General features: G+C 65.7%; 17 protein-coding genes. 13 read left to right on the top strand and 4 right to left on the bottom strand.

What is annotated here, in order from left to right:
• Positions 1-147 precede the first annotated feature (147 nt).
• The 5 genes from AC1RQC_RS38795 to AC1RQC_RS38775 all read left to right on the top strand — a co-directional run bounded on the left by AC1RQC_RS38795 (position 148) and on the right by AC1RQC_RS38775 (position 5,573).
• Positions 148-1,056 carry an alpha/beta fold hydrolase gene (locus AC1RQC_RS38795; protein ID WP_492886666.1) on the top strand — a complete coding sequence of 303 codons (909 nt, stop codon included), beginning with the start codon at positions 148-150 and terminating at the stop codon, positions 1,054-1,056.
• Between the two features lie 24 nt (positions 1,057-1,080).
• Positions 1,081-2,553 (top strand): MFS transporter, encoded by a 1,473-nt coding sequence (locus AC1RQC_RS38790; protein ID WP_492886664.1) that lies wholly within the window; start codon positions 1,081-1,083, stop codon positions 2,551-2,553.
• Between the two features lie 189 nt (positions 2,554-2,742).
• Positions 2,743-3,819 carry a methyltransferase gene (locus tag AC1RQC_RS38785; RefSeq protein WP_492831133.1) on the top strand — a complete coding sequence of 359 codons (1,077 nt, stop codon included), beginning with the start codon at positions 2,743-2,745 and terminating at the stop codon, positions 3,817-3,819.
• A 34-nt stretch (positions 3,820-3,853) separates the two neighbouring features.
• A complete protein-coding gene (locus AC1RQC_RS38780) occupies positions 3,854-4,321 on the top strand; it encodes a ferritin-like domain-containing protein (protein ID WP_492886662.1) in 468 nt (155 codons plus the stop codon).
• A gap of 124 nt (positions 4,322-4,445) precedes the next feature.
• On the top strand, positions 4,446-5,573 hold the full coding sequence (locus tag AC1RQC_RS38775; RefSeq protein WP_492886660.1) for an NAD(P)-dependent oxidoreductase: 1,128 nt from the start codon (positions 4,446-4,448) through the stop codon (positions 5,571-5,573).
• Positions 5,574-5,580: 7 nt separating this feature from the next.
• Here the strand turns inward: AC1RQC_RS38775 and AC1RQC_RS38770 are convergent, their stop codons facing one another.
• Positions 5,581-6,300 carry a Crp/Fnr family transcriptional regulator gene (locus tag AC1RQC_RS38770; RefSeq protein WP_492886658.1) on the bottom strand — a complete coding sequence of 240 codons (720 nt, stop codon included), beginning with the start codon at positions 6,298-6,300 and terminating at the stop codon, positions 5,581-5,583.
• A gap of 333 nt (positions 6,301-6,633) precedes the next feature.
• Here AC1RQC_RS38770 and AC1RQC_RS38765 point away from each other — a divergent pair, with 333 nt between their 5' ends.
• From AC1RQC_RS38765 to AC1RQC_RS38740, 6 genes are all read left to right on the top strand, one after another.
• The gene (locus tag AC1RQC_RS38765; RefSeq protein ID WP_253931532.1) at positions 6,634-6,909 is read left to right on the top strand and encodes a hypothetical protein; all 276 of its coding nucleotides are present in this window, start codon (positions 6,634-6,636) and stop codon (positions 6,907-6,909) included.
• Between the two features lie 258 nt (positions 6,910-7,167).
• Entirely contained in the window at positions 7,168-7,686 is a 519-nt protein-coding gene (locus tag AC1RQC_RS38760; protein WP_492886656.1) for a hypothetical protein, read from the top strand.
• A 62-nt stretch (positions 7,687-7,748) separates the two neighbouring features.
• A complete protein-coding gene (locus tag AC1RQC_RS38755; protein ID WP_492886654.1) occupies positions 7,749-8,000 on the top strand; it encodes a hypothetical protein in 252 nt (83 codons plus the stop codon).
• 83 nt (positions 8,001-8,083) lie between these two features.
• Entirely contained in the window at positions 8,084-9,448 is a 1,365-nt protein-coding gene (locus AC1RQC_RS38750) for a TAXI family TRAP transporter solute-binding subunit (protein WP_492831129.1), read from the top strand.
• Between the two features lie 134 nt (positions 9,449-9,582).
• Positions 9,583-11,352 (top strand): serine hydrolase, encoded by a 1,770-nt coding sequence (locus tag AC1RQC_RS38745; RefSeq protein ID WP_492886652.1) that lies wholly within the window; start codon positions 9,583-9,585, stop codon positions 11,350-11,352.
• Between the two features lie 198 nt (positions 11,353-11,550).
• On the top strand, positions 11,551-12,603 hold the full coding sequence (locus AC1RQC_RS38740; protein ID WP_492375692.1) for a phytoene/squalene synthase family protein: 1,053 nt from the start codon (positions 11,551-11,553) through the stop codon (positions 12,601-12,603).
• A 133-nt stretch (positions 12,604-12,736) separates the two neighbouring features.
• Here the strand turns inward: AC1RQC_RS38740 and AC1RQC_RS38735 are convergent, their stop codons facing one another.
• The 3 genes from AC1RQC_RS38735 to AC1RQC_RS38725 form a co-directional block, all read right to left on the bottom strand.
• On the bottom strand, positions 12,737-13,258 hold the full coding sequence (locus AC1RQC_RS38735; RefSeq protein WP_492375670.1) for a hypothetical protein: 522 nt from the start codon (positions 13,256-13,258) through the stop codon (positions 12,737-12,739).
• 175 nt (positions 13,259-13,433) lie between these two features.
• Complete coding sequence (locus tag AC1RQC_RS38730) at positions 13,434-13,697, bottom strand: hypothetical protein (RefSeq protein ID WP_492831127.1); 264 nt, start codon at positions 13,695-13,697, stop codon at positions 13,434-13,436.
• A 162-nt stretch (positions 13,698-13,859) separates the two neighbouring features.
• Entirely contained in the window at positions 13,860-14,561 is a 702-nt protein-coding gene (locus tag AC1RQC_RS38725) for a TetR/AcrR family transcriptional regulator (protein WP_492886650.1), read from the bottom strand.
• 313 nt (positions 14,562-14,874) lie between these two features.
• Here AC1RQC_RS38725 and AC1RQC_RS38720 point away from each other — a divergent pair, with 313 nt between their 5' ends.
• Both AC1RQC_RS38720 and AC1RQC_RS38715 read left to right on the top strand, forming a co-directional pair.
• Positions 14,875-16,596, top strand: coding sequence for an AMP-binding protein (locus AC1RQC_RS38720; protein WP_492375667.1), 1,722 nt, complete (start codon positions 14,875-14,877; stop codon positions 16,594-16,596).
• Positions 16,597-16,673: 77 nt separating this feature from the next.
• On the top strand, positions 16,674-17,344 hold a 671-nt coding region (locus tag AC1RQC_RS38715; RefSeq protein WP_492886648.1), incomplete at its 3' end, for an acyl-CoA dehydrogenase family protein.

The following is a 17,344-nucleotide window of genomic DNA, read 5'->3' as shown; positions in this document are numbered from 1 at the left end:
GGTCATAGCCGGCACCGTGATCCTCCTGGCCCCTGCCGCGGTCGTCATCGGCACCTTGATTACCTGCCGCGTAATTGGCGCGCAGCCCCCCAGCTCCCACACTGAGCTTGCCTGGACTCGCCAGGTAACCGCCACCGGAGCTGTCTCATGCCTGCCGCCGCCATTTCACATTCCGCCCCGTCCCTGCGCCATCCCGGCGCATCAATCCCCGCTCGGCTCCATTCCACACAGCCCGGCCATGTGCTGACCCGTGACGGCGTGTCGCTGTTCGTGCGCGACTGGCACGACGGCAATCCGGCGGCGGACGTGGTGCTGTTCGCGGCCAGTTGGGCGCTGCCATCGGACGTCTGGGGCGGGCAGATGCAGGCGCTGCATGCTGCAGGCGTGCGCTGCATCGCCTACGACCGCCGGGGGCATGGCCGCTCCAGCGATCCCGGGCATGGCTATGACTTCGATACGCTGGCCGACGATCTCGCGGACGTCATCGACGCGCACGGCCTGCGGCGCGTGACGCTGGTCGGCCATTCGATGGCTGCGGGAGAAATCGTGCGCTACCTGTCGCGCCACGGCGCGGGCCGCGTCGCCGGCATCGTGCTGGTGGGCTGCACCACGCCGTGCGTGCCGCGCAGCGAGGACAACCCGGACGGCATCGATCCCGCGCTGCTGGCGCAAGCGGCGGCCGAGCTGGCGGACGACTTTCCGCTCTGGGTGGAGGACAATCTCGCTGCGTTCGGCGGCGGCCTGTGCTCGGCGCCGCGGCTTGCGTGGGTGCGCGCCATGCCCCTGCAGACTTCGCTGCAGGCGCTGCTGGGCTGCAACCACGCCAGCACCCATGCGGATTTCCGCGCGGAACTGCCGGCCATCAAGGTGCCCGCCCTGCTGGTCCACGGCGACAACGATGCCTCCTGCCCGCTTGCGCTGACCGCCGAGCGCACAGCGGCCCTGCTGCCCGACGCCCGCCTCGCCGTCTACGCTGGCGCGCCGCACGGCCTGCCGTTCACGCATGCGCAGCGGCTGGGCGCGGACATCCTGGCGTTCGTGCGCGAACTCGGCTAAGGCCCCTTGCCAAGGACTCCAGCCATGACCTCCTCGAGCCTGAACCGCGCCGAGAGCGCGCCCGTCCCGCACCACGCCGCCGCATCGTCCCCGACCCCCATGGACCACCTGGCCCTGTTGGTGATGCTAAGCGGCACCTTCATGGTGGTGATGGATTTCTTTATCGTGAATGTGGCGCTGCCGGCCATCCAGCACGAATTGCACGCCAGCGCCGGCGCGCTGCAGTTCGTGGTGGCGGGCTATGGCCTGGCCAATGCCACCGGGCTGATCACCGGCGGGCGGCTGGGCGACATGCTCGGGCGGCGCCGCATGTTCATGCTGGGCCTGTTGCTGTTCGCGCTCGCCTCCGCCGCTTGCGGGCTTGCCCCGTCCGCTCCCGTTCTGGTCGCGGCACGCGTGGCGCAGGGCCTGGCGGGCGCGCTGCTCCAGCCGCAGGTGCTGGCCATGCTCTCGCTCACCTACACCGGCCCCGCGCGGGCGCGGGCATTCGCCGCGTACGGTCTCACGCTAGGCCTGGCGGCGCTGCTCGGCCAACTGGTGGGCGGCGCGTTGATCCGGGCCGACCTGGGCGGGCTGGGCTGGCGCACTTGCTTCCTGATCAACGTGCCCGTGGCAATCATTGCGCTGCTGCTGGCGCCACGCGTGCTGCGCGCATCGCCGCCCACCAGCGGCAGCAAGCCGGACTTGCCTGGCATGGCGCTGTTGGCGGCGGCGCTGGGTGCGCTGGTGTGGCCTCTGGTAGAAGGCAGGCAGCAAGGCTGGCCGCCCGCCGCCCTGCTTACGCTGGCCATGGCGCCCGTGTTGCTCGCCGTGTTCGCCTGGCATCAGCGCTGGCTGCATGCGCGCGGCGGGCAGCCGCTGGTGAGCCCGGCGCTATTCGCCGCGCCAGGCTTTGCGCGCGGCCTGGCCGTGACGGTCGCCTTCTACGCCGGCAATGCCTCGTTCTACTTCGTGCTGGCGCTCTACCTGCAAGACGGCCTTGGCCTGAGCCCGCTGCAAGGCGGCGGCGCGTTCACGATGCTGGCGCTGGGCTTCTTCGCCACCTCACTGGCCGCGCCGCGCATCGCCGCCCGCCTGGGGCGCTCGTCCATCGCCTATGGCGCCATGCTGCTGGCGGCGGGCCACTGGCTGCAACTGGCGAACACGCTGCTGCCATGGCAGGCGCAAGGCACCGGCTTGATGACCGTGATGCTGATCCTGCTGGTGGTAGAGGGCGCGGGCATTGGCATGGTGATGGCGCCGCTGGCCTGCGCCGTGCTGGCGGGAACGGCGCAACACCATGCCGGCGTGGCCGCCGGTGTGCTGGCCACGGTGCAGCAGGTGGGCAACTCAGTTGGCGTGGCGCTGCTCGGGAACCTGTTCTATGCGCGGCTGGAAAGCGCCGGCACGGCGCATGGCTACGGCAGCGCCTTTGCCTGGTGCCTGGGATGCCTGCTCGGCCTTGCGCTGCTTGTCACCCATCTTTGTCGCGGGCGGCGGCTGGCCGCGGCCCTGTAGACCCCGCAAGTCCCGCAGGCCGAAGGGGCATTCGGTGGCATCCCCCGGCAGGATTGGGGGGTGCCAAGGCTGCCGCGCCAGAATCGGCTGGATTTCGCCTCTTCCGGCATCTAGAGTTACCAGCATCCTTCCCTACGCCCCGGCGCCCGGGTATCCGGGTACGTGCCGGCGGCGGCGACGAGGTGACCTATGCAGAACGGAAAAGACGTCGCCCGCGGCCCCACGCCCGCCAGCCCATGGCAGGTGCCGGACCTGACACCGGAGCGGGTGTTGCAGCTCGGGATGGGCTTCTGGGCCTCCAAGACCTTGCTCAGCGCGGTGGAGCTTGGCGTGTTCACGCAACTGGCGAAGGCGCCGCAGCCGGCCGGCCCCCTGGCCGCCGCCCTTGGCCTGCATCCACGCGGCGCGGTGGATTTCCTCGACGCGCTGGTGGCCCTGCACCTGCTCGAGCGCGAAGACGCCGAGGCGCCCAGCCGGTACAGCAACACGCCCGACACGGACCTCTTCCTGGACAAGGCCAAGCCCAGCTATGTAGGCGGCCTGCTGGAGATGGCCAATGCGCGGCTGTACCCCAGTTGGGCGTCGCTGACCGATTCACTGCGCTCCGGCCTGCCGCAGACCCAGGCCGACGAGCATGGCGACCTCTTCGCCGCAATCTATCGGGACGAACAAGGCTTGCGCGGATTCCTGCAAGCCATGACCGGCGTCAGCCTGGCCGCCGCCCAGGCGATGGCGCGCAAATTCCCCTGGGCGCAGTGCCAGACCTTTATCGATATCGGCACGGCGCAGGGCGCCCTGCCGGTACAGATCGCGCTGGCTCACCCGCACCTGCGCGGCGGCGGCTTCGACCTGCCCGCGGTTGGCCCGGTCTTCGAGGAATATGTCGCCTTGCATGGCTTGCAGGATCGGCTGCGTTTTTATCCCGGCGACTTCTTCAACGACCCCTGCCCGCAAGCAGACGTGCTTGTCATGGGGCATATCCTGCACGACTGGGATCTCGAGCAGAAGCTATACCTGCTGGAAAAATGCCACGCCGCGCTGCCCGCCGGCGGCCGCCTGATCGTCTATGACGCCATGATCGACGACGCGCGCAAACAGAACGTGTTTGGCTTGCTGATGAGCCTGAACATGCTGATCGAAACTCCGGGCGGCTTCGATTACACCGGGGCGCAGTGCTGCGCCTGGGCCAGGCAAGTGGGCTTTGCGCAAGCGCGGGTGGAACCGCTCACCGGGCCTGACTCCATGATGATTGCGACCCGCCAATGACGTAGCAGCGCCAACCCATCGGAGAGGACGTGCCATGGCTGAGATGGAAAAGGAACAAGTGGTCAGCGTGCTGAACCGGATCCTCGAAGCCGAGCTTGCGGGGGTGGTGCGCTATACCCATTACTCGCTGCTTGTGTTCGGCTTCGGCCGCATCCCGATCGTTTCCTGGCTGCGCGAGCAGGCCAACGAATCGCTGCTGCATGCCCAGCAGGCGGGGGAATGGATTACCACGCTGGGCGCGTATCCGTCGCTGGCCATCGGCAAGCTGCTCGACAGCCACACCTTCGATACCGCCGCCATGCTGCGTGAATCGCTGGAAGCGGAAAACGCTGCCCTCAAGCTGTATCGCGAGCTGCTGACGCTGGTGGAGGATCGCTCCGTGGCGCTGGAGGAATTCGCGCGCCAGATGATCCAGATCGAGGAGCTGCATGCCGGCGAGGTCGACAAGATGCTGCGCAAGCCGGGGCAGGCCGCAGCCTTCGCACCGCCGCCAAAAGCCTGACGCGCCATCCGCGCGGCCGCCGGACCGCGTATCCCCCATGCCGTCGCCATGGCAAACAACACGCCATTCGGCCTGCCCGCGCACTTCCATACCGGCAGCCACGCCCGCTCCTGGCGCGTGACCGATGCGCTGGATTGCGCCATCATCGCCTGAATGCAGGCATCATCTCCACCGCAGTGGCGCCGTTTGCGCCGTTTGCGCCGCGAGAAGACGCCCGGCGTTGGCTCCGAGAGCCCAAAATACGGGATCGAGGATTACCTGGAATCAATTAAATCGGAGCCGGCAGCGCCTGGCGGCAAGCGCGGCCAGGCGCTGCCGGACTCGGATATTCGCACCTGGCAGAAAACACAAGAACGGAGACAACATGAAAACAATCGGCATGATCGGCATCGGCATGATGGGCCATGGCATCGCCACCAACATCGCCAGGCACGGCCACCCGCTGGTGCTGCTCGACCATCCCGGCAACCAGCCGGTGGACGACCTGCTGGCGGCCGGCGCCACCACGGCCGCCACCCCGGCCGAGCTAGCGCGCGCGGTCGATATCGTGATCCTGTGCGTCACGGGCACCCCGGAGGTGGAGGACGTGCTGTTCCGCCCGGACGGTGTGCTTGCCGGCCTGCGCCAGGGCGCCGTGGTGATCGACTGCTCCACCGCCATTCCCTCGTCCACGGAGCGCATTGCCGCAGCGGTGGCCAAGGCCGGCGCACGCTTTCTTGACGCGCCCATGACGCGCACGCCCAAGGAAGCCGAGGAAGGCCGCCTCAACCTGATCGTCGGCGGCGACCGCGCCTTGTTCGAGCAATGCCGGCCACTGCTGTCGTGCTTCGCGGAGAACATCGTGCACGCCGGGCCCGCCGGCTCGGGCCACCGGCTCAAGCTGCTGCACAACTTTGTCTCGCTGGGCTTCTCCGCCGTGCTGGCCGAGGCCGCTGCCTGCGCTGAGCGCTCAGACGTAGACCCGGGCGTGCTGGTGGAAGTGCTGGCCAAGGGCGGCGCAGACGGCGTGATCCTCAACCGCATGCGCCCCTACATCGAGTCGCAGGACAAGTCCGGCTTCCGCTTCTCGATTGCCAACGCGCTCAAGGACATGGGCTACTACACCACGATGGCGCAGGAGCTTGGCGCCGCGCGTGCCACGGCGGAGGCGGTGCGGGATACCTACGAGCGCGCCAGCCACACCGCCCGGCCGCAGCCGACGGTGCCGGAGCTGATTTCGATCCTGGCGGACGAGGCAGGCAAGGCGGCCTGATCCTCGCTCAGATCGCCCGCAGGTCGGGCAGCAGGCGATCGCACTCGCGCTTGACCACGGCATAGCACTCGCACACGCGCTGCTCCAGCCCTGGCCGATCGAGCACTTCGATATGCCCGTGGTGATAGCGAATCAGGCCGGCATTCTGCAGTTTCAGCGCTGCCTCCGTCACGCCGGAACGCCGCACGCCAAGCATGTTGGCGATCAGCTCCTGCGTCATCTTCAATTTGTTGGTTGGCAAGCGGTCCATGCTGAGCAGCAGCCAGCGGCACAGCTGCTGTTCGATGGAGTGATGCCGGTTGCACACGGCCGTCTGCGCCATTTGCGTGATCAGCGCTTGCGTATAGCGCAGCAGCAGCCGCTGCATGGGGCCGGCGCGATTGAATTCCGCCTTCACCGTGGCGCTGTCAAGCCGATAGGCCGTGCCGGCGCTCTGGACGATGGCACGGCTTGGCGTGGTCTCGCCCCCCATGAACAGCGCAATCCCGACCATGCCCTCGTTGCCAACGATGGCGATCTCCGCCGATGCGCCGTTTTCCATCACGTAGAGCAAAGATATGATCGACGTGGTTGGAAAATACACATGATTGAGCCGGTCCCCAGGCTCATAGATCACCTGCCCCAGCGGCAAATCCACCAGCACCAGCTGCGGCGCCAGGCGCGCCCATTCTTCTTCCGGCAACACCGCCAACAGATGATTGGCTCTGGCGTATTCCTGTGTCTGCATGGGTATGCCCCGTAGGTTCAGGACCTGCCTCTTGCCGGCATCTGCCATGGCAAATCGGGGTCAGGACCGCCATCTGAGCCCCAGTGTAAACCAGCCGCATGGCGCGCTTGCCGAAGCCGCCAGACACTGGCGCCATAAAAAGAGAACCCGACTTGCACGCTAGCGTACCGACTTGCCATAGGCCCCCGCCTAAGATGCCCCAGATGTCGATCGGCCAGATGCCATAGGGCTGCAGGCCGCATCACAGCCAAGGCATGCCTCTCCCTCCCCTTGGGGCATACGGTAACTAGTGGCGCTCGATCCACTTGGCAGGGGAAACGTTTTGGAGGGCGCATGCAAGCCCAAGCTAATGGTCACAGTGTGATCGTCTATCCCGACATGGTCGGTGGATGGTACTTCGCGGAAATCGACAGGAAAGCTGTCTACCGCTTCGGGCCATTCGAGTCGCACAAGCTCGTCAGGGAGCTGGTCGTGGTGTTGTTCCCGGAGATTCCAGTGCTTGAGTTGGTAGAACCGTCGCCAGAAATGGATGACAGCGCCCTGATGATCCTGGGCAATGGGGAACGGGTATCACAAGTCACAGAAGAGCAGGGAACTGCCAGGCAGTAGACGCGGCTGCAACCGGGCAGGGGTCGTGCAGCCGACCGGCGATGGCGGCAAACGCAAGCCAACGCTGAACGCTATTCCTTTTATGCCCTCGGCCTTCGGGCCGAGGGCTTTTTTTTGCATGGCGCGCCGCATCGGATTCCGTGTCCGCCATCGTACCGACTTCGCAGCCGATCCATGTCAGTCTCAGCCTGTCGCGGCGCCGCATTGCGGGCCTTCGCCATGTAGCGAGCGCGATGCGATGGATCTCGAGGTGACATCATGCGCAGCGTCCTTTATTTCCGGCTTAGCGGCATCGCCGCCGCGAGAAGCATGCAATCGTCGTTGCAGGCGTTACCTGTTGCCCCTGTCCATATCGGCGGGCCCTGGTTCATCCAGCGCGACGACCAGCCCTTGGAAGGGTTGCCCCGAGCCGCGTCCAAGCAAACAACGTATCGCCAGGAATGGGCGATAGCGGGCACTGTGGCCGGCGCCATATTGGCCATTGCCGCGACGCTGCATCTTGGCACCTCGGCCGGCACCTTTGCCAGCATCCTGGCCTGCGTGGCGAGCGGGGCGCTCGGCGGCTTGTGCGGCGCCTGGCTCGCGGGCCAGCTTGGCGCGCGCATCCTGCGCGGCAAGGTTGCCCGGGAACGCGCGCAGCTCGCGCAAGGCGAAATGCTGCTGGTCGCGAGTTGCGCCGGGGACGCGAAGGATTCCGTCAAACGCATGATCCATGAACTGGGCGGCGTGAGCGTCGAGGAGCACAGTGACGTCATGCCAGGTTTCCGGTGGGCGTGACGCATTGCGGATGACCGCTGCAGCGCATCACGCCTGCGGCGTGGTATCGATAGGAGCATGTCATGCGAACTCGTCTTATTATTTGCGCTGCTGCGCTCGCGCTCACCCAAACGGGGTGCTTGTGGGTACCCGGCGGCGAAGGCCGCACCGGTGGCGATGGCGGCTATCGCGGTGCGGACCGGCATGACGGCCATCCAGGCAACGAGTGGAACAACGATCATCGCTCCGGCGATCGCGGACAGCCGTACGGCACGGAGCGCAACGGCGACAACCGGGAGCACGACTATTCGCCAAGAGGCGGCTGGACGCAATGACGTTGCCGGATAGCACGCGCGCAAAAATGCGGCACAGCGCGGGTGCTATCATCCAACGGCTCTAGCCTCCCCCAATCGCGCCGATGCCGCCGGACCCCGCACCAGACAAGCCCACTACCGCCAACGCGCTCCCTGATATCCACCGCCTGCGCGCCCGCTTTGTCGCCATTTCCTGGCGCGACCTGGCCGTATCCTTCGGCCCCGTGCTGGCCCTTGCCCTGGCCGCCATCTGGCTCGCCGTTTGGCTGGTGCAGCCGGCGCCGCCGAGCACCATCTCCATCAGCGCGGGCCCCAAGGGCAGTTCCTTCTACAACGCCGCCGAGAAGTACGCAAAGGTCCTCGCACGCAATGGCATCACGTTGAATGTGCTGGCCTCCGAAGGCTCCCGCCAGAACGTGCAGAGGCTGGCCGATCGCAAGCAGGACGTTGACCTGGCGCTGGTCCAGGGTGGCGTCTCCAGCGATGTGGATACCGAAGGGCTGGTCTCACTGGGCAGCGTGTTCTACGCGCCCATCACGGTGCTGTACCGCGGCAAGGAACAGCACAAATTGTCCGACTTCCACAAGTCGCGCATCGCCATCGGACGCGAAGGCAGCGGTGCCCGCGCGCTGGCGCTGACGCTGCTCAAGGCGAACGGCATCGAGCCGGGCGGCAGTGCCGAGCTCATCGCGTTCGATGGCGACGACGCCGCCCAGGCGCTGGTCGACGGCAAGATCGACGTGGCCATGCTGACCGGCGATTCCGCCACTGGCCCGATCATGCGCAAGCTGTTTCGCATGCCGGGCATCCGCCTGCTGGATTTCGCGCAGGCCAATGCTTATACGCGGCGCTTTCTCTATCTGCAGGAGCTGGTGTTGCCCGCCGGCGTATTCGACCTGGGCAAGAATCTCCCGGCGCATCCCATCCGCCTGATCGGCCCGACGGTGGAACTGGTGGCGCGCGATTCGCTGCATCCCGCGCTGTCCGACCTGCTGATCGAGGCCGCGCGCGAGGTCCACGGCAAGGCCGGCCTGCTGCAAAGCGCCGGGCAGTTTCCCTCGGCCACCGCGCATGAGTTCCCGCTGAGCGACGACGCCACACGCTATTACGCGTCGGGCAAGGGCTTCCTGTACCGCCACCTGCCCTTCTGGCTGGCGAGCCTGCTCTCCCGTGCACTGGTGCTTGTGCCGGTGATCGTGATCCTGATTCCGGCCTTCCGGCTGGTGCCTTCGCTCTACAGGTGGCGGGTCAAGTCCCGTATCTATCGCTGGTACGGCACCCTGATCGACATCGAGCGCGTGGCACTGGTGAACCCCTCCGAGGAAGAAAAAGCCGCCCTGGCCCAGCGCCTCGACCACATCGAAGACGCGGTCAACAAGATGAAGATGCCGCTTGCCTATGCCGACCAGTTCTATGTGCTGCGCGAGCATATCGTCTTTGTGCGGCGCAGGCTGACGGGCGCGCTCTAAGCTGGCGCAAGACATCCTCCGCATCGACACCGTGGTCGCCATAGTGCGATCTGGGCGCTCTACCACACCAAACCACGACACCGAAGCGCAGAAAACAAAATAGAATCGACGCCTGAGACCATTCAAGGATTCTCATGGCGGGAAAGACAAAGCGGTTCGGTGAACTGGCTACCGCGTTGGCGGCGCGACATGCGACAGCTTTCCTTGCGGCATGGCGCAATGCCCTATCCACTGCCTGCGCTGCCTGCGCGGCGCTAGCCGGCGTTTCTTATCTCCCGCCCGCTGCCGCCGCGCCCCTCACCTTCGCATCGCCTCCCGCCGAAATCGCCAAAGCCGTGCTCGACGATGAACCCGGCACCGTGGCCGTGGGCATCTGGCGGAACCAGCAAGGCCGCTTCGCGCTGCAACGCAATCCAGTGGGTAGCGTCGGCGAGGTTGTGGAGGGCGGCAGCGCGGACGCGCAGCCGTTCTTCGAGATCGGCTCCATCAGCAAGGTATTCACCGGCTTGCTGCTCGCGCAGGCCGTGGAGCGCGGCGACCTGTCGCTGGACGACACGCTAGGCAAGCTGCTCGAGGCAAAGGCCACCTTGAAGCCCGAAACCGCCGCCATCACCCTGCGCCAGTTGGTGACGCACAGCGCCTGCCTGCCCCGCGAGCCGCAGGACTTTCCCGGCTACGGCACACCAAATCCCTTCTCCCGGCACGACCGCTGGAAAATCTACGCCGGTCTTTCCGGCATGACGCTGGAACATGCGCCACCCTGCGGCGCGGCGTACAGCAACCTGGGCATGGGCCTCCTCGGCCAACTGCTCTCCGACCGCTACGCAAAGCCATGGGATGTGCTGGTGCGCGAGAACATCACCGGGCCGCTGGGCATGCGCGACACGATGCAATACCTCGGCCGGCAGGCCAGCCGCCTGGCCACCGGCTATCAGCACGAGGCGTTCCAGGCACCATGGGATTTCGAGGCGCTGTCAGGCGCCGGCGCACTGCGCTCGACGGCCCCCGACCTGCTCCTGCTGGCGCGCGCCCTCATGGCTGGCCGGGCCGGCCCGCTTGGCCCGGCGGCAGAACGGGCGCTCACCCCCCTGGGCCACTTCCGTGGAGAAGAGATCGGCTACGCCATCTTGATCCGCGGGCCGGCCGGGCATCGAACGTATCACCACGACGGGCTTACCGCGGGCTACCGGACACTGCTGGCGTTTGCGCCGGATACCCAGGAAGCCGTGGCGATACTGGCCAGTAACTCGCACGCCAACCCGGTTAAGGTTCTGACAGGCATTGCGGCTAGCCGCTACCCGATCGCCCCGGCTACCCAAATGGCTCCGGCAGCTGCGGATTTGGCCGAATATGGCGGCATCTACCAGGCAGACAAGGACACCCGCTTCACCTTCGTGCCGCAGGATGGCAAGCTCTATCGCCGCTCGACGGGCACAGGGTTTCGCGCGCTCTCGCCCGGCGGGCCAGACACCTTTGTCGACGCCGATGCCGGCACGCGGTACGTGTTCAGGCGCGAGGCCGGCGAGATCGTTCGGGTCGACTACTACCTGGGTGATGGCGGCTTTGGCGGCTTTAGCGGCTTTGCGGGGCTACGCACGAACAAAGCCGCGCCGCCGGTTGCCGTCGTGCCGCTCGACAGGCAACTGGACTACGCCGGCCGCTACCGCGCCCGCCGCATCATTCGCACAGATCTGGACCTTGATGTTCGCGCGGAGAACGGGCAACTTGGCGTGCGCGCCGGAAACTGGTTTCGCCGCCCTGTGTTCCCCGTCGCCGACAAACCGGATCGGTTCGCCTACGAAAACGGCAGCAGCCAGCTCCAGTTCGAGCGCGATGCGACCGGGCGCGTCGCAGGCGTCGTCCTGTATGAGAATGGCGCGATTCGGCTGCGCCGGGTGCCTTGAGGCTGGCACGGCTGCATGGCGGCCATCACTTGCGTTGCGGCCTCTGCTGCCCAACCAGCTTGTCATGGTCTTTGCAAGCGCCTCGGCCAGCGCTGGTTGGTTCAGTCTCGCAAGGCAGCGCCCGGGCAGGCGATCATGGTGCCGGATGAGGATACAATCCGGCAGCGCCGACTTGTCCATCACGACCCGACCCCATCCATGCCTAACCCTACCCGGGCCTTCCTTCTTGGCCCGCTGCTCAAAGGCGTTTCACGCTCTTTCTATCTCACCCTGCGGGTGCTGCCTGCAGGGATGCGCGATCCGATCGGCCTGGCTTATCTGCTGGCGCGCGCCGCCGACACCATCGCGGACACCTCGCTGATTCCACCGCAGCAACGGCTGGAACTGCTGCTGTCGCTGCGTGATCAGGTCAACGGCGCCACGGACGATGGCACGCTCATGCGGCGGCTGGCGGCAGAGGTCGCCGGGCAACAAGCGCTATCGGACGAGAAGGTTCTGCTCGAATCGCTCGGCCCGGCGCTGACGGCGCTGTCCCAGCTGAGCGCGGCCGATCGGACGGCGGTTCGCGAGATCGTGTCGACCCTGGCTTCCGGCATGGAGTTTGATCTGCGGACCTTCCCCGACGAAAGGTCCGGGCAGATCGGCGTGCTGCGCGAATGGGAAGAGCTGGACCGGTACACCTACCTGGTCGCGGGATGCGTGGGGGAATTCTGGACCAAGATGACCTACGCCCATATGCCCGGGACGCTCAAGGGAGAATCCGAGGCGATGCTGCTGCGAGGCGTGCGCTTTGGCAAGGCGCTTCAGATGACCAATGTGCTGCGGGACTGCGCCAAGGACCTGCGGATCGGGCGTTGCTACCTGCCGGGGGCGATGCTGGACCAGTATGGACTGACGCCGCAAGATTTGCTGTTGCCAGGCAATTCGGCGCGTGCGAAACCACTTCTGCTCGCGCTGATCCGCACGACGCTGGGTCATTTCCGTGAGGCGGTGGATTACACGTTTGCTATTCCGGCGTTCTCTGTTCGATTGCGCCTGGCGTGTTTGTGGCCAGTGCTTATCGGGCTGGAGACGCTGCTGCTGCTTGCCAGCAATGACGATTGGCTGGATCCGGCGAAGGTGCCCAAGATACGGCGGAGCGAGGTGTATCGGATTGTGGGATATTCGGCGTTGATGGCACCGTCCAATGGCTTGCTGCGGATCTGGGTTGAGCGGTTGATTGGAGGGATCGAGGCGCGGCTGGAACGTTAATGGCGAAGGAAGCCTTCCGCATCTGCGGGGCGAACCCCTAGGCCATTGCGCGCCTTTGCCCCCACCGCGCGACGGGCCATGGACGCGACTCGCGCCTGAGCCACGCACCGCACAGCGTTTTTTAAGGCCGCAATCACTTGCTGCTGGAATGGTCGTCGCCCCCAAGCGGATCGACAATGATCATGGTGCGGTCCAGCACCCCGCGATCGTCAAAGTAAGCGCTGAAGTGGGCCGGCTGGTAAGCGCCGATGTAGAGCCGGTACGACCATGCCTCACGCTTCATCAGCGGGTAGTACTGGACCGGCTCGCGCGGCAGGCCGAAGCGTTGGGCCACGTCCTGCTTGGTCCAGGTACCCGGGCGCGCCTCATAGATCTCCTTCTCGGTCAGCATCTGGCGGAAACTGGTGAGGTTTCCGCTGGCGTCGAAATCCGCCGCGTAGACTTCGAACCCGAGCGGCTGCTTCGAGTAGATCCAGCGGCTGGTGCCGCCGGCGAGCTGGTAGGTCTCCGTGGGCTTGCCGAAGGTGTCGCGCACGGCGCTCTCCGGGCCACCGATCATTTTTTGCGCGGTCTCGACCGGCTGCAGGAACGCGCAGGCACACAGCGCGAGCGCAGCGGCGGTAGCCCCCATCCATCTGGCGAAGCGATATTGCATGACCATTCTCCATCGTTGGCGCGGGTGGTGTTCTCGGGCCAGGAACCCTTCCAGCATAGTGCAAGCGTGCGCGCACGCCGCGCACCCGGCCCTTACGGTAAACGCTTCGGGCAGCGGGATTATTCCACTGGTTTCCACTAACCCGGCCGACAGTGGGACAGTGGCAAAGTTGGCCTCAACAAACGTACCCCTCGATATAGCAGAACGCCGCCGTGCCGCTCCCGTACTCGGTGTCGCGCAGCGTGAATGCACCGGACAGGCAGATGAACGCGGTCATGCAGGCCAGGAGAACAAGCAGGCAAATTGCCAGAATGGACAGCTTTTGCATGGCAAACCCTTCCCTCAGAGAAGCAGCGGACGCCGACACGATGAGCCGACGCATGGGGAAAACCGGGGAGCCAGTCGCAAAGGCGGCGCTGATGCACCCGTTGTTCACCATTACGCATTTCCCATGCCCGTGCCAGCACGGCAGAAAAGCGCCCGATTGTGCTTCGGAAGGAAGCCGCGCCGCTAGCGCTGTTGGGCTGTGCCACACACCGGGGTTGGCGCTGCCCGAACTATTACCGGAGCGCTCTACTTCGCGTTCCCCACTTCGCGCGCCCTATTCCGCGCGCCCGTCCACTCGCCGCAACGCCGCCCCCACTTCCCCATAAAACTCCCGCAGCGCCGCCACCTCCAGGTCCGGCGGCAGTAGTGCTGGCCAGAGCAGCGCCACGATATCCTTGGCGGTCCGCTCGATATCCACCGGCCGCTGCCTGGCGATTGCGTCCCAGAGAATGTGCTCCATCGGCCCGAAGATCGCCGAGCGCAGCAAGCTCAACGGCAGGTCGGCCCGGATCTCCCCACTCTCCCGCGCGCGCGCCAGCATATCCATCAGCGGCGCGGTGTAGCGCCGTTGCAGCGGCACGAACACCTCGCCCAGCCCCGGCCCCCTGGCGCGGCCTTCGGAGAGCACCAGCGCGCATAGCCCGGTGCCCTGGATCAGGAACAGCCGAAGATGCGTGCGCACGAAGAACTCGAGCTGCGCCTTGGTGCTCTGGCCGCGCGGCATGCCTTCTTCCACCGCAGCGATGATCTCGTCGTACCAGTCCTCGATCACCCGCACGCAAAGCTCGCGCTTGCCGTGGAAATAGGTGAACACCGTGGCTTCGGAGATGCCCAGACGCTGGGCGATCTCGGTGGTGGTGGTGCGCTCGTAGCCCATCTCGGCAAAGACTTCGCGGGCCACGCGCAGGATGTCGCGGATGCGTTGCTCCGCCTTGGCGCTCGCGGGGACGCGGCGCCGCACCATGATGTCGTCCATCGACGTGTTACCTCGCTTGCCGGAAGCCGGCGATTATAGTGCGGCGCAACATAAAACAGATGCCCGGGCACGCCTTGGGGCGCAACTCGCCCCCGTCACGGGATTGTAATTGATCTTTACTCAACTCATGGTTGCAATTTTTCGGGTCTGCGTGTACTTTTCCAGTCAACGCCACTGCCCCGATGCTACGTAGGATGGGACAAGGGCCAGAATATATGCGCACTCCCCGACTTGAGCCACACTCAACAAAGTTGAATAACCCTCAAGAAACCGGGATACGGACAATATTGCGACAGCGCTTTGGAGACGAGTTATGACGATGCAGGGTGCGGCTAGCCCAACGATCTTGCCCATTGGCGGGCTCTCCCACGTCAGGGGCAGTACCGACATTCCCTTGTCCGAGCTGACGGTGCCGGCGCTGCTAGCCGAAACCGTAGCGCGTTTCCCGGATCGCGAGGCGGTGGTGTTTCGCGAGCAGGGCATCCGCTGGAGCTGGCGGGAATTTGCACAGGTGGTGGACGCCATGGCCGGGGGCTTGCGCCTGCTGGGCCTGGAGCGCGGGGACCGCATCGGCATCTGGTCGCCGAACCGGGTGGAGTGGCTGGTGACGCAGTTCGCCACCGCACGCCTTGGGCTGGTGCTGGTGAACATCAATCCGGCTTACCGCCTGGCGGAGCTGGAATATGCGCTGAACAAGGTGGGCTGCAAGGCGATCGTGGCGGCGGAGTCGTTCAAGACGTCGCGCTACCTGGAAATGCTGCAGACGCTGGCGCCGGAGTTGCAAAGCTGCGAGCCGGGCGCGCTGCAGGCAGCGCGCCTTCCCGCGCTGCGCTGGGTGATCCGCATGGGCGGCGAGCGCACGCCGGGCATGCTGAACTACGACGCGCTGCTCGCGCATGGCACGCATGCCCTGACCGGGGAGTTGGACGCGATTTCCGCTCAGCTCGATCGCTACGACCCAATCAATATCCAGTTCACCAGCGGCACCACCGGTGCGCCCAAGGGCGCCACGCTGACGCACCGGAACATCGTCAATAACGCGCGCTTCATCGCCATGGCGATGCGCTTCTCCGAGCAGGACAAGCTGTGCATCCCGGTGCCGTTCTATCACTGCTTCGGCATGGTGCTGGCCGTGCTGGCCTGCGTATCCACCGGCGCCTGCATGGTGTTCCCCGGCGAGGCGTTCGAGCCGGCGGCAACCATGGCGGCGGTCAGCGAGGAGCGCTGCACGGCCTTGCACGGCGTGCCGACCATGTTTATCGCCCAGCTGGATCATCCGGATTTTGCCAAGTACGACTTCTCCACGCTGCGCACCGGGATCATGGCGGGCTCGCCCTGCCCCATCGAGACGATGAAACGTGTGATCTCGCAGATGCACATGGCGGAAGTGACGATCGCCTATGGCATGACCGAGACCAGCCCGGTTTCCTTCCAGAGTTCCACCACCGATCCGCTCGACAAGCGCGTGACCACCGTGGGGCTGATCCAGCCGCATCTTGAGGTCAAGCTGGTGGACGGCACCGGCGAGATCGTGCCCGTTGGCGAAAAGGGCGAGCTGTGCACGCGCGGCTACTCGGTGATGCAAGGCTATTGGGACGACGAGCCTCGCACCCGCGAAGCGATCCGCGATGGCTGGATGCACACGGGCGACCTCGCCACCATCGACGCCGAGGGTTACTGCAACATCGTCGGCCGCGTGAAGGACATGCTGATCCGCGGCGGCGAGAACGTCTACCCCCGCGAAATCGAGGAATTCCTGTTCCGCCACCCGAAGGTGCAGGCAGTGCAGGTGTTTGGCGTGCCCGACCCCAAGTACGGCGAGGAAGTCTGCGCGTGGATCGTGCTCAAGCCGGGCGATACGGCCACCGAGGACGATATCCGTGCCTTCTGCCGCGACCAGATCGCGCACTACAAGATTCCGCGCTACATCCGCTTTGTCGACGAAATGCCCATGACCATTACCGGCAAGGTGCAGAAGTTCGTGATGCGCGAGCGCATGACGCTGGAGCTCGGGCTTGGCGACAAGACCACGTGACGACCCAACCGAATCCCATCTGACATCGGGCCGCCGTCTGCCGCGGCCGTATTCCACTAGATAACGAGCACTCAACCATGAACGAACTCCCCGGCCTCAATTTCCACCTTGGCGAAGATATCGACATGTTGCGCGAAACCGTGCGCAACTGGGCGCAGGCCGAACTGGCGCCGCGCGCGGCCGAGATCGACCGTACCGACCAGTTCCCGATGGACGCCTGGAAGAAGATGGGCGACCTCGGCGTGCTCGGCATCACGGTGGCGGAGGAATACGGCGGCGCCAACATGGGCTACCTGGCCCACATGATCGCCATGGAAGAAATCAGCCGCGCCTCGGCATCGGTCGGCTTGTCGTACGGCGCGCACTCCAACCTGTGCGTCAACCAGATCCACCGCAACGGCACCGCCGCGCAAAAGGCCAAGTACCTGCCCAAGCTGGTCTGCGGCGACTGGATCGGCGCGCTGGCCATGAGCGAGCCCAACGCCGGCTCCGACGTGGTGAGCATGAAGCTGCGCGCGGACTTCAAGGGCGACCACTACGTGCTCAACGGCACCAAGATGTGGATCACCAACGGCCCGGATTGCGATGTGCTGGTGGTCTACGCCAAGACCGAGCCGGACCTTGGCGCGCGCGGCATGACCGCCTTTATCGTCGAGAAGGGCATGAAGGGTTTCTCGGTGGCGCAGAAGCTGGACAAGCTCGGCATGCGCGGCTCGCACACGGGCGAGCTGGTGTTCCAGGACGTGGA

Source organism: Cupriavidus sp. GW822-FHT03E04 (assembly GCF_058801495.1).
This window is presented reverse-complemented; position numbering and strand designations above follow the sequence as displayed.

What these genes read in the sequence shown, in the direction of transcription:
- AC1RQC_RS38795 (WP_492886666.1), top strand. Translation starts at nt 148, where the DNA reads ATGCCTGCCGCCGCCATTTCACATTCCGCCCCGTCCCTGCGCCATCCC.
- AC1RQC_RS38790 (WP_492886664.1), top strand. Translation starts at nt 1,081, where the DNA reads ATGACCTCCTCGAGCCTGAACCGCGCCGAGAGCGCGCCCGTCCCGCAC.
- AC1RQC_RS38785 (WP_492831133.1), top strand. Translation starts at nt 2,743, where the DNA reads ATGCAGAACGGAAAAGACGTCGCCCGCGGCCCCACGCCCGCCAGCCCA.
- AC1RQC_RS38780 (WP_492886662.1), top strand. Translation starts at nt 3,854, where the DNA reads ATGGCTGAGATGGAAAAGGAACAAGTGGTCAGCGTGCTGAACCGGATC.
- AC1RQC_RS38775 (WP_492886660.1), top strand. Translation starts at nt 4,446, where the DNA reads ATGCGCTGGATTGCGCCATCATCGCCTGAATGCAGGCATCATCTCCAC.
- AC1RQC_RS38770 (WP_492886658.1), bottom strand. Translation starts at nt 6,300, where the DNA reads ATGCAGACACAGGAATACGCCAGAGCCAATCATCTGTTGGCGGTGTTG.
- AC1RQC_RS38765 (WP_253931532.1), top strand. Translation starts at nt 6,634, where the DNA reads ATGCAAGCCCAAGCTAATGGTCACAGTGTGATCGTCTATCCCGACATG.
- AC1RQC_RS38760 (WP_492886656.1), top strand. Translation starts at nt 7,168, where the DNA reads ATGCGCAGCGTCCTTTATTTCCGGCTTAGCGGCATCGCCGCCGCGAGA.
- AC1RQC_RS38755 (WP_492886654.1), top strand. Translation starts at nt 7,749, where the DNA reads ATGCGAACTCGTCTTATTATTTGCGCTGCTGCGCTCGCGCTCACCCAA.
- AC1RQC_RS38750 (WP_492831129.1), top strand. Translation starts at nt 8,084, where the DNA reads ATGCCGCCGGACCCCGCACCAGACAAGCCCACTACCGCCAACGCGCTC.
- AC1RQC_RS38745 (WP_492886652.1), top strand. Translation starts at nt 9,583, where the DNA reads ATGGCGGGAAAGACAAAGCGGTTCGGTGAACTGGCTACCGCGTTGGCG.
- AC1RQC_RS38740 (WP_492375692.1), top strand. Translation starts at nt 11,551, where the DNA reads ATGCCTAACCCTACCCGGGCCTTCCTTCTTGGCCCGCTGCTCAAAGGC.
- AC1RQC_RS38735 (WP_492375670.1), bottom strand. Translation starts at nt 13,258, where the DNA reads ATGCAATATCGCTTCGCCAGATGGATGGGGGCTACCGCCGCTGCGCTC.
- AC1RQC_RS38730 (WP_492831127.1), bottom strand. Translation starts at nt 13,697, where the DNA reads ATGGTGAACAACGGGTGCATCAGCGCCGCCTTTGCGACTGGCTCCCCG.
- AC1RQC_RS38725 (WP_492886650.1), bottom strand. Translation starts at nt 14,561, where the DNA reads ATGGACGACATCATGGTGCGGCGCCGCGTCCCCGCGAGCGCCAAGGCG.
- AC1RQC_RS38720 (WP_492375667.1), top strand. Translation starts at nt 14,875, where the DNA reads ATGACGATGCAGGGTGCGGCTAGCCCAACGATCTTGCCCATTGGCGGG.